The following is a 13504-nucleotide window of genomic DNA, read 5'->3' on the forward strand; positions in this document are numbered from 1 at the left end:
TTCGCTGCAGAGCGGCATGCAGAGTTGATTTTGCATGCCGCAAAGGTTCTAAAGAGGTATGCGTGTGTTTCCTGTGATATCCGACCCCGAAAAAAGACTCGCCGGGGTCCCTCAAGCACTGAAACGCAATTGGGATAAGGCGGTATCGCAATTTCCTTTGCATATCCCCGACGCTTTGATTGGGAGAATCACAACCGGTTCGCCCAGGCTCTTCGCTGCCCCGGAATGCATCAAAGCACAGCCAGTCTTTTTTCGCCGGACCGTATCGCCGCGCGCGATGCGTCCAGCCTCAATTGTTAAATAGTCATGCAGATTTATCTTCCAATCGCCGAAGTCTCCGTGAACGCCTTTCTGTTGCTGGGGCTGGGCGGGATGGTTGGCATTCTGTCGGGCATGTTTGGTGTCGGCGGCGGTTTTCTGATGACACCGCTGTTGTTCTTTATCGGAATTCCCCCGGCCGTGGCCGTGGCGACGGAAGCCAACCAGATCGTTGCCTCTTCATTTTCCGGCGTTCTGGCGCATTTCCGACGAAGAACCGTGGACTTCAAAATGGGCACGGTCCTTTTGACAGGGGGATTGATCGGCGCGGCGCTTGGGGTGGTCGTTTTCAACTATCTCAAAAGTCTGGGCCAGGTCGATTTGCTGGTGACGCTGTGCTACGTCGTCTTCCTTGGCGTTGTCGGCAGCCTGATGTTCATCGAAAGCCTGAATGCGCTGCGTAAGTCCAAGAAAGGCGGCAGCGCCCCTGCAACCCGACGTCAGCGCGGCTGGATTCACGCGATGCCGTTCAAGATGCGGTTCCGCACCTCGGGCCTGTATATCTCGGTTATCCCGCCCGTGCTGGTCGGCCTTTGTGTCGGCGTTCTGTCCGCGATCATGGGCGTTGGCGGCGGATTTATCATGGTCCCCGCAATGATCTATCTGCTGGGAATGCCCACAAAGGTCGTTGTTGGAACGTCGCTGTTCCAGATCATCTTTGTGACCGGCTTTACCACCATGCTGCATGCGACCACCAACTATACGGTGGATATCGTACTGGCCGTCCTGCTTTTGGTTGGCGGGGTTGTCGGCGCGCAAATCGGAACGGTGATCGGATCACGGATGCCTGCGGAACAGTTGCGCGTGCTTCTGGCGGCGCTGGTTCTGGTCGTTTGCGGCAAACTGGCCCTGGACTTGCTGATCGAACCCTCCGAGCTTTACTCGCTTGGCACTGAGGGGGGCCACTGATCATGCTGAAGCGCCTGATCCTGCTTTTTGCGTTATGCGTCAGCCCTGCGTTTGCCGAAGATGAGCAGGTGGTGCTTGGCCTAAGCCATGACCGCGTGGCCATCACTGCCACATTTGATGGCTCCGAAATCCTGATCTTTGGCGCGGTCAAGCGCGAGACACCGATCCCCTCAGGCCCGCCGCTGGAGGTCATCGTGGCCGTTGCTGGCCCCTCAAGCCCTGTCATGGTCAGGCGCAAGGAACGCAAGCTGGGGATTTGGGTAAACACCGACAGCGTTCTGGTTGACCTTGCGCCCAGCTTCTATGCCGTTGCCACCAGTGCGCCGCTTAAGGAAATTCTGTCAGATACCGAGGATCTGCGGTACAGAATTTCAATTGAACGCGCCATCCGCTCGGTTGGAGCAGCGATGCATATCCGCAGCGCACAGGACTTTGCCGATGCCGTCGTCCGTATCCGCGAAGATGAAGGGCTTTACTCAATCCGCGAGGACACAGTAGCCGTGGACGAGCAAACCCTGTTTCGAACGTCGATCGCAATGCCTGCCGACCTGACCGAAGGTGACTATACCGCGCGCATTTTCCTCACACGGGATGGCAGCGTGATTTCACAGTTCGAAACCACGATCGACGTCCGTAAAGTCGGTCTGGAGCGGTTCCTTTACAACATGTCTCGCCAGCAACCGGTTTGGTACGGGCTAATGTCGCTGGTGATCGCCATTGCTGCGGGCTGGGGCGCATCTACCGCTTTCCGTTTGCTGCGTGAGAACTGAAGCCTACCCGCGACCAATATAGGGCATGGTTGTCGCCATCACGGTCATGAACTGGACATTGGCCTCAGCCGGCAGAGAGGCCATGTGAAACACGGACCGGGCCGCGTCTTCAACCGCCATGGTTGGATCGGGTTGCTCACCCGCCGCGATCGCAGTGTCGACCAATCCCTGCACCATCTGCGTCCGCGCGTTGCCGATATCAATTTGGCCGCAGGCAATCCCGAAGTCACGCCCGTCTAAAGACAAGCTACGGGTCAGGCCCGTGATTGCATGTTTCGTCGCCGAATAATGGACCGAGTTCGGACGCGGCACATGCGCTGCAATCGAGCCGTTATTGATGATGCGTCCGCCCTGTGGCGATTGGTGCCGCATGATCCGAAACGCTTCGCGTGCTGACAGAAACATCCCATTCAGGTTGACGTTGACGCTTTGGTACCAATCCTCCAGCGCGATTTCGTCAATCGTTCCGCCGGGCGCAAAAATTCCCGCATTGTTGAACAGCACATCCAATCGTCCGGCCTTGTCCAGAAAGTGGTTGAACGCGCTCGAAACGGCCTCGGGCTCGGTCACATCCGCTGGCAAGGGAACAGCGTTGGATCGGCCAGTGGCCATCGCCTCCAAAGTGTCCGCGCTGCGCGCCAAAAGCCCAACAGTCCATCCCTCATCCAGAAAAAGCTCGGCCGTCGCGCGCCCAATGCCCGCGCTGGCCCCTGTGACAATGATCGTCTTCATGTTTCTTCTGCCTCCAATGTCAGCGAGGCCGCCGGATGCGCACGCAGATCATCCACCCGCAGCGGGTGGGTGGGTTTGGCCAAGCGGTTGCGCACCACCCAGATCAACCTCTCCTGCGCGCGCGTGATGGCCACGTATGCCAGCCGCTTCCACAACGGCTGCCCGGCCTCTGTCCGCCCCATCCGGGCCGCTGCATAGATGTCGGGCGCAAAAACCTGAACCGTGTCCCATTGCGACCCCTGCGCCTTGTGGATCGTTACGGCTGCGCCGTGCAGAAAGGTTGCGCCCATTCGCGCGGCATAAGGGATGAAAGGTTCTTCCTCATCCGGCATCTCAATTTTGACAATCGACGCAGCGCTGACCTGCGGGTCTTCGGCACCCATGACGTGCAACCGGGAAAACCCCGGCTTACGCCCCGGCCCCAGATAGATGACCTGCGCCCCCTTGATCAGCCCGCGCGCCTCAAGATCAAGACGCTTTTTGCGATGTTTCAAAGGCAACTCGATCCCATCGCAGATCAGCGGCTCACCCTCCAGTAACTCGGTATCAGGTGCACCGTGGACATGCCTGAACGCTTGTATCAGACGGATACGCGTCGCATTGCGCCAGACCAGAACGGGGCTTCGGGCCATCAGATCAACTTCGACTCTTTGCCCCCAGACAACGCGGTCGTCCCGTTGGGCGGTCTGTTCGACCAGACGTTCGAAATCCTCAAAACCCATCTGCGGGTCGGCCAGCGCATGAGCGAGGTCCAGAATAGGGTTATCCGCCGTCTGTCTGTGAACCCGGTGCAAAATCTGCTTTCGCGGCTCCGGCAGCGCGTCAAACACCATGCTGCCGGACTGATTGACCGGGGCCAACTGAGCGGGATCACCGAACAGTAGCAGCGTGGGGAAAATCTCCTGCAGGTCCTCGAACTGGCGATCATCCAGCATCGAGGCCTCGTCCACGAACCCGATATCAAGAGGTTCATCCCGACGTTTCCAACCCGTTATGAAATCGGACCCGCGCAACCCCGCAGCCGCCAAAGCACCGGGGATGGATTTGTTGTTCTGATAAAACGCAGCCGCGCGGTCCAGCGCTTCGTCCGTCAGCCCTTCGATCTCGGGCCGGTCATCATTGCCTGCCAACCACTCGGCAATGCGTTCGTATTCCGGGTCATATACCGGCGTATAGAGGATACGATGGATCGTCGTCGCAGGCACCCCGCGCAGACGCAACACGCTTGCTGCCTTGTTGGTCGGCGCAAGGATGGCCAAGCTGCGCTTTTCGCGGGCTTTGCGGCTTTCGAAATCGCCCGAGACAACCTGAACACCCGTTTCCGCAAGGGACTTGTAAAGCTCTGCCAATAAAAGGGTTTTCCCAGATCCCGCTTTGCCGATGACCGCCATGACACCAGATTTCCCGTTGCCCGGAAGCTTCAACAGGGCATCGTCGTCCAGATCCACTCCGGCGGATTTCAGCATCTCGGCGATGCTGTCATAGGCGGCGGCCTGATCGTCAGAGAAGGTCACGGGGGGCAAAGACATGGCGCGACCCTACAGGGCCACGCCAGCTATCACCAGATACGGAATGACGTTTTCGCGCGCTTCAGGCGGACAAGGCAAACCGGTGTTGCCGCCCGGTCCCGAACGCGGTTTTGAACCACAGCCGGGACAATTCACGCGGGATACCCGCGCGCTCTGCAACCCGATAGCAGTCTTCAGCCGAATAGGGCCACAGCCCGACAGAAATCTGGTCGCGACCTTTACCTTCGGACCCCAGCACGATTGGCGACGACCCGATGAGGCGATAAATCCGGATCATCCGCGCGTCAAAGACACCTGCGATGTGAGTCAGGCCGAACCCTTCCATGATCTCACCTCCGCTCAGCATAATTGCCCCAGCGGTATGAGGGCTGGCGGTCCGGGACAGGCAAAAGCGCGTCACTTCCCAGATCACGGGGCTGTTGATCGGCTCACCCCCTGTCAGATGTCCGAAAACCTCATTTACCATGACCCGGCCTGTTGTCGGCAGAACCCGCATGGACCCGCCATGGCTGCCGTCCTCCTCCTCCCAGATGACGTAGAGCGGGTTCAGATCATCGTATTGATCTCGCTCCTCTCCGTTTTCATTGACGTGAACATCCCAGCCCAGCCGGGTTTTGAACTGATCGGCGCGATCGCGGAACATTCCATCGGCCAGCTTCGGAAACTTGTGCAATTCATCTGCGAACAAATAGCGCAACATGACTTTTTCCCCTTGTCGTCCTGTGCAGGAACGAAGGGGGTACAAAGTCGTGGTTAATTTCCCGTTCGAGGAGCGCCTGACCGTTAAACCACTATTAATCCTCGGCTGAGTGCGGTGGCGATGGCGTGGGTGGTGTTCTGCGCTCCAAGCTTGGCCCGCGCACTCTCGATGTAGACGCGCAGCGTATGCTCTGAGATCGACAGGGAATGGGCCACCTGCGCCCGGTTATAGCCCAGCGCCAGCAAGGTCATGGCATCCACTTCTCGGGGCGACAATCCGCGCGGCGCGTCCGGCTGCCTGTCACTTTCGAACTCCAGCGCCTTGCGATTGAAAAAATGCGCGATCAGGATCAGCTCGCGGCCATGGGTTTCCATAAAACCTTTCCAGGTTTCATCGTCGCAAGAGTGATTCACTGTAAACAGGGCGAATTGCCCGTTCGGACCGCGGATTGGGATCGAATAGCCCTGGTTGCCTACCCCGTGTTCCAGGGCATCTTTATAGAAGTTCTTCGCGACCTTTCCCGACCAATCCAATGTCTTCCAATCGACGGGATGGAATCTTTGGAAGCACCCCAAGATCACGGGGTCAATTCGGTGGTAGTTTTTCTCTCGGTATCTTTCGGCCCAGCTATCAGGATATGTTGTATAGCCGTATTGATCACCAGCGCCGTCAACCCAATGGTAAATGATATGTTCGATCTGTAGCCTGTCGCGAAGCCGAACGGCGACATCGCCAAGTTCGTCAAGCGTGCTGGTGTTTTCCAAGTCCTCCAGAACCTGGCTCAAATCGAGTTGTATTCCCATCCGCGGGTGCCCGTGCCTCATTGCTTACGGACGCAATCTCGGCTGCGGCGATCAGTTTGGTGTCATCCAACTGCTCGGCAAGCGCGGTCAAACCGTTCTCAACCGCAAAGGCGTTGAGGTCCGACAAAACGTCCAGTATCCACTCATTTCTCGCCATCTAGGGTCGCTCCGAAAGGGTTAACGAAGGGTTAACACAACTATAGCATGTGGGAGGTTTTTGCCCTATTCACCGGTTTCTACTCCCCAAAAATAGCGGGCAACGCTTCGGCAACCCCTTGAAACCACTAAGTTGGGCAAGAAAAGAAAGCGCCCGCGAACCGAAACAACGATTCGCGGGCGATATTGTTTGGGGGTCAGCCGGTTTAGCTGCGTGCGTCCAGAACCTCTTCCAGTGTACGCATTCCTGTCCGTGGTGCCTGAACCAGAACAGACATGTTGCCGGGCTTATGCTCGTTCCGCATCATCTTCATGTGCGCTTCGGGCAGCTCGTTCCACGAGAACACTTCCGACATGCAGGGGTCCAGACGACGCTCGACCATCAACTGGTTCGCGGCTGACGCCTGTTTCAGATGCGCAAAGTGTGAACCCTGAAGACGCTTCTGATGCATCCACATGTAGCGCACATCGAAGGTCAGGTTATAACCAGTGGTGCCGGCGCAGATCACGACCATGCCGCCCTTTTTCACCACGAAGGTCGACACCGGGAAAGTGCTTTCACCGGGGTGTTCGAAAACCATGTCGACGTTCACGCCCTTGCCGGTGATATCCCAAATCGCCTTGCCGAATTTGCGGGCTTCTTTGAACCACTCGGCATATTCCGGCGTGTTCACCGTGGGCAGTTGACCCCAGCAGTTGAAGTCCTTGCGGTTCAGAACGCCCTTGGCGCCCAGACCCATGACGAAGTCACGCTTGCTTTCGTCCGAGATCACGCCGATCGCGTTTGCGCCTGCGGTGTTGATCAGCTGGATCGCGTAAGAGCCCAGACCGCCCGAAGCACCCCAGACCAGTACGTTCTGGCCGGGCTTCAGGTCATGCGGTTCGTGCCCGAACAGCATGCGGTAGGCAGTGGCCAGCGTCAGCGTGTAACACGCGCTTTCTTCCCAGGTCAGATGCTTGGGGCGCGGCATCAACTGTTGCGCCTGCACGTTAGTGAACTGCGCGAACGATCCGTCCGGCGTCTCATAGCCCCAGATACGCTGGCTGTCCGAATACATCGGGTCGCCACCGTTACACGCTTCGTCGTCACCATCATCCTGGTTGCAGTGGATCACGACCTCGTCGCCCACTTTCCAGCGCTTAACCTTATCACCAATGGCCCAGACGATGCCCGACGCATCGGAACCGGCGATATGGAAAGGCTGGCCGTGGCCGTCAAACGGGCTGATCGGCTTGCCCAGCGACGCCCAGACGCCGTTATAGTTCACGCCGGCGGCCATCACCAGAACCAGCACCTCGTGGCTGTCCAGCTTGGGAACATCAACCACTTCAAGCTGCATCGCCGTGTCAGGCTCACCATGACGCTCACGGCGGATCGCCCACGCATACATTTTCTTTGGAACAAATCCCATCGGAGGGATTTCGCCCATCTCATAGAGGTCTTTTTCCGGCGCGTCGTAGGACGCGATACCGCTGTCGGTGTCCAGAGCCATGTTGGCCTCCTATTATTGTAACCTTTTCGCCGCGATGCAGAATCGCGTGCATTAACAGATGAGATATTTGGCCTTGAGCAACATTGCAATAGAATTTGCATCCATTTTGTAATTTTATGACCCAGCGGATGCAGAAATTTCCTTCGCAATCGCAGCATTCATAGCTTCGGCGTCGATGGGCGCGGACGCCGCATAATAGTTCAACAGGTCAACCCTTTGGCCGGATTGAGATATTTTCCCATCCACCTGTTTCAGGATACGCCTCTGGACGAGCTGATCCAAAGCTTGCGTGATGGCGGTGTCCTCGGGGGCCACCAAAGTTCCGTCACGTCGCATGAGTTCGGACACGAGGATGCGCACCTCATCTTCCAGCAGTTCCCCGCGCTCGTGAATCAGTTTGCAGATGGCGGGCAGGGGAACCAAAGGAATCGCGTCGCGAATTTGGCCCATCAAAGCGCGGGCAAGGTCTGTCATGACATCCCGGTCCTGATCCGATCGGAAGTCGCGCAAAGAAATCGGCTGACCATACCGGACCGAGGCCAGACCGAAACGCGTATACCGGCCGATCAGCTTTCGACCGATTTGTTTCAGAATCCAGCCGGTGATCACCCCGATCCGGGCACGAAAGCGCCGCTCGCTTCCCAAGGCCGCTTTGGTGAGGATCGTATCCTCCAGCACCCGGTCGTAATTCAGTGCGACTGGAACAAAGACGACGTCTTTCCCTTCTGGTCGGGTGCCATCGAGGATGTATTTCAAAAGCCCCAGCTTCGGACGCCCCAGTGCACCGGTCAGACTTAAACCGCCTTCCGGGAACATGGCCTGCGTGACGCCAGCTTCGGTCGCATGCCGCACATAGCAGGCCAGCACCTGACGGTAGAGTTCACTCCCCGACCGGCGCCGAATAAAATAGGCCCCCATTGCCCGGATCAAGCGGCTAAGCGGCCAGACCCGCGCCCACTCTCCAACTGCGTAGGACAGGGCAGAATGCTGAGCCGCCAGATACGTCACCAGAACATAATCCATATTGCTTCGGTGATTCATCACAAACACAACGGTCGCGTCGGGATCAATGTTCTTGATGGCCGCCTCGTCCTGATAGCTGAGGCGCACATCATAGAACGCGTTGCTCAGCATCCGCGCCAATCGGATAGCAAAGCTGAAATAGGCCACCGCCGAAAAGGATGGCACGATCTCACGCGCATATTTTCGCGCCTGTTCGAACGCGACCGCCTCGGGGACACCTGTTTCACGCGAATGATCCTGCACCGCCTGCCCCACCTGAGGGTCGTAGATCAGGCGTTGAATCATGTCATGGCGTTCGGCCAGCTTGAAGGGCTGGATCGGTCGCTGCAGCCGTTCGTTCAGGCGCTTGACCGCACGTTCCAGACGACGCCGAAAAAACCACCGCACGGATGGGAACAGAAAATGCGAAGCCAGTGTGACCGCGGCAAACACCAGGATCAGCAAGAATAGCCAAAGCGGAAGCTCGACGGTCTGAGTCATGCGCGCACCCTGCCAGCAAACGTAGCGTCCTACAATCAGAAGAACCTCGAATGCCGCGACGCAGCGAATTGACATATCCCGAAAATTGCGCTTTAGAACCCAAGGACGTAATTTTCTTACCCACCTGTGATACGAGGCACGCTATGACGCAGACGCAGAAAGATCGCCCCTGGCTCATCCGAACCTATGCCGGTCATTCCACCGCCAAAGCATCGAACGCGTTGTATCGTGGGAACCTCGCCAAGGGTCAGACCGGGCTTTCGGTGGCTTTCGATCTGCCGACGCAAACCGGGTATGACAGCGACCACACTCTGGCACGCGGCGAGGTCGGCAAGGTGGGTGTGCCGATCAGCCATCTGGGGGACATGCGGGTTCTGTTCGATCAGATCCCGCTAGAGCAGATGAACACCTCGATGACCATCAACGCGACTGCGCCGTGGTTGCTGGCGCTGTATATTGCAGTGGCCGAGGAACAGGGCGCAGATGTGTCCAAGCTGCAAGGGACCGTTCAGAACGATCTGATCAAGGAATACCTGAGCCGCGGCACTTATGTTTGCCCGCCCAAACCGTCGCTCAAGATGATCGCGGATGTGGCCGAATATTGCTATTCCAACGTGCCTAAATGGAACCCGATGAACGTGTGTTCCTATCACCTGCAAGAAGCGGGCGCGACACCCGAACAAGAGCTGGCCTATGCGCTGGCCACCGCCATCGCCGTTCTGGACGAGCTCCGCCCACGCGTTCCGGCCGAGGATTTCCCGGCCCTTTGCGGTCGGATTTCCTTCTTCGTGAACGCAGGCATCCGCTTTGTGACCGAGATGTGCAAGATGCGCGCTTTTGTGGACCTGTGGGATGAGATTCTGCAGGACCGTTACGGTGTCGAAAACCCCAAGTTCCGCCGCTTCCGCTATGGCGTGCAGGTGAACTCTTTGGGCCTGACGGAACAGCAGCCAGAGAATAACGTCTACCGTATTCTGATTGAGATGCTGGCTGTGACGCTGTCAAAAAAGGCTCGCGCTCGCGCTGTGCAGCTACCTGCATGGAATGAGGCGCTGGGTCTGCCCCGCCCGTGGGATCAGCAATGGTCCATGCGGATGCAGCAAATTCTGGCCTATGAAACCGACCTGCTGGAATATGAAGACCTGTTCGAGGGCAACCCCGCCGTCGACGCCAAGGTGGAAGAGTTGAAAGAAGGCGCGCGCGCTGAGTTGGCCAACCTGGATTCGATGGGGGGTGCGGTTGCGTCGATCGAGTACATGAAGTCTCGCCTCGTCGATTCCAACGCCGAACGCCTGAACCGGATTGAGCGTAACGAAACCGTTGTGGTCGGCGTGAACAAATGGACCGATGGCGAGGCTTCCCCGCTTCAGACCGAGGATGGCGGCATCATGGTTGTCGATCCGGCGGTTGAGCAGGAACAGATCGACCGCCTGAACGAATGGCGCACCCAACGCGACGAGGCGGCCGTCACCGCAGCCCTCGCCGCCCTGCGCACCGCGGCGCAGACCGGAGCCAACGTCATGGAGCCGTCGATCGCTGCCGCCAAAGCGGGTGTCACCACGGGTGAGTGGGCCGAAGAAATGCGCAAGGTCTATGGCACCTATCGAGGGCCGACCGGGGTTTCGGGGTCTGTCTCCAATAAGACTGAAGGACTTGATGACCTGCGTGCCGCTGTTGACGCGGTCAGTGACCAGTTGGGGCGCCGTCTGAAGTTCCTTGTCGGCAAGCCGGGTCTGGACGGTCATTCCAATGGGGCCGAGCAAATCGCCTTCCGTGCACGCGATTGCGGCATGGATATCAGCTATGAAGGCATCCGTCTGACACCAGAGGAAATCGTGTCAGCGGCATCCGAGGACAAAGCGCATGTCATTGGGTTGTCGATCCTGTCGGGCAGCCACATCCCGTTGGTTCAGGACGTCATGACCCGACTGCAAGAAGCTGGCCTGACGGACATTCCGGTTGTTGTGGGCGGGATCATTCCTGATGAAGATGCGGCAAAACTAAAAGCGATGGGCGTCGCGAAAATCTACACACCAAAGAATTTCGAGCTGAATACGATAATGGGCGACATTATCACTCTGGCTGATCCGCAAAATTTGGCGGCGGAATAACGAACCCTCTCGTTTCTTTTATCGGCATGCCTATTCCCTTTGGTAAAGGGGACAGGTAAAACCCATGTCTGCACTAAATGTATGCCTTTAGGGAGGCTGCCCATTTGGGCTTGGCATGGAGAAAAAATATGGCAATTGATCTGGAGGAGATGTCGCGCAAGGAATTAATGAAACTGCGCGATCAGATCGAAAAAGCGCTTAAGAAAGCGGAAATGCGGGAGCGACAAGAAGCGTTGAAGGCGGCTGAACAGGCCGCGGCTCAATACGGATTCTCTTTGTCTGAATTGGCTGCGGAAGGCGCAGCGTCTGGAAAAGGGTTCAAAGCTAAGGCCAAGTACCGCAACCCCACCGACCCCTCGCAAACCTGGTCTGGTCGAGGGCGCAAGCCGCAGTGGATACACGACGCGCTCAAGTCTGGCGCAAGTATCTCGGACCTGGAAATCTGATTGGAATTTAATAGAAATGACGATTCATATTGGCGCCGAAAAAGGCGATATCGCAGAAACTGTTTTATTGCCGGGTGATCCGTATCGGGCAAAATGGGCCGCTGAAACATTTTTGGATGACGCGAAACAAGTCAATAATGTGCGCGGCATGCTGGGATTTACCGGAACCTGGAAAGGGAACCCGGTTTCGATTCAGGGCAGCGGAATGGGAATGCCCTCCTTGTCGATTTACGCGAATGAGTTAATTCGCGATTTCGGTGCAAAAACTCTGATCCGGATCGGATCGTGCGGGGGAATGCAGGACAGTGTCAAAGTCCGTGACGTTATCCTGGCGATGACCTCAACAACGCTGAGCACTCCGTCGCGCGGGATCATAAAAGAACTCAACTTTGCCCCCTGTGCGGATTGGGGTCTGCTGCAAGCAGCAGCCCAAGCTGCCGAGGCTAGTGGCACGACGACCCATATCGGGGGGATCTATTCCTCTGACGTGTTTTATGATGAGCGGCCTGACCTGAACGAACAGATGGTCCGCCACGGAATCCTTGGTGTCGAAATGGAAGCGGCCGAGCTGTATATTCTGGCCGCGCGGCACAAGTGCCGGGCCTTGGCCGTTCTGACCGTATCCGACCATTTGCTGACGGGCGAGGCCCTGCCCGCTTCCGAGCGGGAAAGCAGCTTTGGCGATATGGTTGAAATCGCGTTGCGGGCTGCGTTTCCGAACGCCGCTTGAACCGGGAAGGGGCGCTTAGGGTGCCCTTTCTTACTTCCTCAGGCAGGTTTTTGGGGTATCTGCCCCATCCTGCTGCGCGCCGCAAAAGGCACAGATCCAGACACCTTCCTTTCGGTGCTGACGCCATCGGCAGTCTCGTGTCAAAGATGATGTTCGTGACCGCCAGATGAAATACGCAAAAACGCCAGCGGCCAGCAAAAGCAACAGAATGGGCATGCTTATGCATTGCCCAATCTATGCATGAGTTCAAGCGGCGTTCGCGTATTCGAACAGGTCTGGTTCATGGGCGTCAGGCGCGACAGGTTCTGGCGTGTAATAGGCCCAAGCCTGTTCCAGCGCCTCAAGCGCTTCGTCTGCTTTGGTTTTTAGGTTTTGATCCTGCACCGGAGCGATCCCCTTTGTTGGTTGAATCACTCCTCCCTGCTTACAAAATAGTACTAAACTGAGGCGGTCGCATCGCCTTGTTTTGCAATCTTGCCATGCACTTGCCGCAAGGCGGCAAGTACTGAATTTACAAGGGTCGCTTAAACCGCGCGGTCGACCATCATTTTCTTGATCTCAGCAATCGCCTTGGCCGGGTTCAGACCTTTGGGGCAGGTCTTGGCGCAGTTCATGATGGTGTGGCAACGGTACAGCTTGAACGGATCTTCCAATTCATCCAAACGCTCACCCGTTGCCTCATCCCGGCTGTCGATGATCCAGCGATAAGCATGCAGCAACGCGGCGGGGCCAAGGTAACGGTCGCCGTTCCACCAGTAGCTAGGGCATGAGGTCGAGCAGCTTGCGCACATCACGCATTCATACAGACCATCCAGCTTTTTGCGGTCTTCGATGGACTGTTTCCATTCCTTCGCAGGCCGGTTGGTCTTGGTTTCCAGCCACGGCATAATGGAAGCGTGCTGCGCGTAGAAATGCGTCAGGTCGGGGATCAGGTCCTTGACCACCGGCATGTGCGGCAGCGGATAGATCTTCACGTCGCCCTTGATCTCATCCATGCCATAGATGCAGGCCAGCGTGTTGATCCCGTCGATATTCATCGCGCACGAACCACAAATCCCCTCGCGACAAGACCGGCGGAAGGTCAGTGTGGGATCAATCTCGTTCTTGATCTTGATCAGCGCGTCCAGAACCATCGGCCCGCAGCTGTCCATATCGACGAAATACGTATCGACACGCGGGTTCTGGCCGTCATCCGGGTTCCAGCGATAGATCTGGAACTTGCGCACATTGCTTGCGCCTTCGGGCTTTGGCCATGTCTTACCGGTGGTGATCCGGGAATTCTTGGGGAGGGTCAGTTGTACCAT

The 13504-nt window shown here is 57.3% G+C and carries 14 protein-coding genes; 5 read left to right on the forward strand and 9 right to left on the reverse strand.

Annotated features, from left to right (window positions below):
* Positions 1 to 306 precede the first annotated feature (306 nt).
* Together ACR0MS_RS11750 and ACR0MS_RS11755 are read left to right on the forward strand one after the other, a co-directional pair.
* Positions 307 to 1227 (forward strand): sulfite exporter TauE/SafE family protein, encoded by a 921-nt coding sequence (locus ACR0MS_RS11750; RefSeq protein WP_480573089.1) that lies wholly within the window; start codon positions 307 to 309, stop codon positions 1225 to 1227.
* Between the two features lie 2 nt (positions 1228 to 1229).
* Positions 1230 to 1997, forward strand: coding sequence for a TIGR02186 family protein (locus tag ACR0MS_RS11755; protein WP_480573086.1), 768 nt, complete (start codon positions 1230 to 1232; stop codon positions 1995 to 1997).
* A 3-nt stretch (positions 1998 to 2000) separates the two neighbouring features.
* Here ACR0MS_RS11755 and ACR0MS_RS11760 read toward each other — a convergent pair whose 3' ends face one another.
* The 7 genes from ACR0MS_RS11760 to ACR0MS_RS11790 all read right to left on the reverse strand — a co-directional run bounded on the left by ACR0MS_RS11760 (position 2001) and on the right by ACR0MS_RS11790 (position 8913).
* The gene (locus tag ACR0MS_RS11760; protein ID WP_480573083.1) at positions 2001 to 2729 is read right to left on the reverse strand and encodes an SDR family oxidoreductase; all 729 of its coding nucleotides are present in this window, start codon (positions 2727 to 2729) and stop codon (positions 2001 to 2003) included.
* Complete coding sequence (locus tag ACR0MS_RS11765; protein WP_480573080.1) at positions 2726 to 4258, reverse strand: ATP-dependent DNA helicase; 1533 nt, start codon at positions 4256 to 4258, stop codon at positions 2726 to 2728. The genes ACR0MS_RS11760 and ACR0MS_RS11765 overlap by 4 nt, the downstream gene beginning before the upstream one ends.
* A 61-nt stretch (positions 4259 to 4319) precedes the next feature.
* Positions 4320 to 4958, reverse strand: a complete 639-nt coding sequence (locus tag ACR0MS_RS11770; RefSeq protein WP_480573077.1) for an acyl-homoserine-lactone synthase — start codon at positions 4956 to 4958, stop codon at positions 4320 to 4322.
* 83 nt (positions 4959 to 5041) lie between these two features.
* Positions 5042 to 5761, reverse strand: a complete 720-nt coding sequence (locus tag ACR0MS_RS11775) for a helix-turn-helix transcriptional regulator (protein WP_480573074.1) — start codon at positions 5759 to 5761, stop codon at positions 5042 to 5044.
* On the reverse strand, positions 5700 to 5918 hold the full coding sequence (locus tag ACR0MS_RS11780) for a hypothetical protein (protein ID WP_480573072.1): 219 nt from the start codon (positions 5916 to 5918) through the stop codon (positions 5700 to 5702). The genes ACR0MS_RS11775 and ACR0MS_RS11780 overlap by 62 nt, the downstream gene beginning before the upstream one ends.
* Positions 5919 to 6123: 205 nt before the next feature.
* Entirely contained in the window at positions 6124 to 7410 is a 1287-nt protein-coding gene (ccrA, locus tag ACR0MS_RS11785) for a crotonyl-CoA carboxylase/reductase (RefSeq protein WP_480573070.1), read from the reverse strand.
* A gap of 114 nt (positions 7411 to 7524) precedes the next feature.
* On the reverse strand, positions 7525 to 8913 hold the full coding sequence (locus tag ACR0MS_RS11790) for a 1-acyl-sn-glycerol-3-phosphate acyltransferase (RefSeq protein WP_480573067.1): 1389 nt from the start codon (positions 8911 to 8913) through the stop codon (positions 7525 to 7527).
* Between the two features lie 143 nt (positions 8914 to 9056).
* On the opposite strand from ACR0MS_RS11790, the gene ACR0MS_RS11795 reads away from it, so the two are divergent.
* The 3 genes from ACR0MS_RS11795 to deoD all read left to right on the forward strand — a co-directional run bounded on the left by ACR0MS_RS11795 (position 9057) and on the right by deoD (position 12200).
* Positions 9057 to 11024 carry a protein meaA gene (locus ACR0MS_RS11795; protein ID WP_480573064.1) on the forward strand — a complete coding sequence of 656 codons (1968 nt, stop codon included), beginning with the start codon at positions 9057 to 9059 and terminating at the stop codon, positions 11022 to 11024.
* Positions 11025 to 11152: 128 nt separating this feature from the next.
* Complete coding sequence (locus tag ACR0MS_RS11800; protein WP_480573061.1) at positions 11153 to 11470, forward strand: H-NS histone family protein; 318 nt, start codon at positions 11153 to 11155, stop codon at positions 11468 to 11470.
* Between the two features lie 16 nt (positions 11471 to 11486).
* Entirely contained in the window at positions 11487 to 12200 is a 714-nt protein-coding gene (gene deoD, locus ACR0MS_RS11805; RefSeq protein ID WP_480573058.1) for a purine-nucleoside phosphorylase, read from the forward strand.
* A gap of 246 nt (positions 12201 to 12446) precedes the next feature.
* On the opposite strand, the gene ACR0MS_RS11810 is transcribed toward deoD, so the two are convergent.
* Both ACR0MS_RS11810 and ACR0MS_RS11815 read right to left on the reverse strand, forming a co-directional pair.
* Positions 12447 to 12614, reverse strand: a complete 168-nt coding sequence (locus tag ACR0MS_RS11810; protein ID WP_480573055.1) for a hypothetical protein — start codon at positions 12612 to 12614, stop codon at positions 12447 to 12449.
* A 110-nt stretch (positions 12615 to 12724) separates the two neighbouring features.
* Positions 12725 to 13504: a succinate dehydrogenase iron-sulfur subunit gene (locus ACR0MS_RS11815; RefSeq protein ID WP_480573052.1), complete on the reverse strand. Its 780-nt coding sequence runs from the start codon at positions 13502 to 13504 to the stop codon at positions 12725 to 12727.

This window comes from Ruegeria sp. CJ2 (assembly GCF_056536745.1).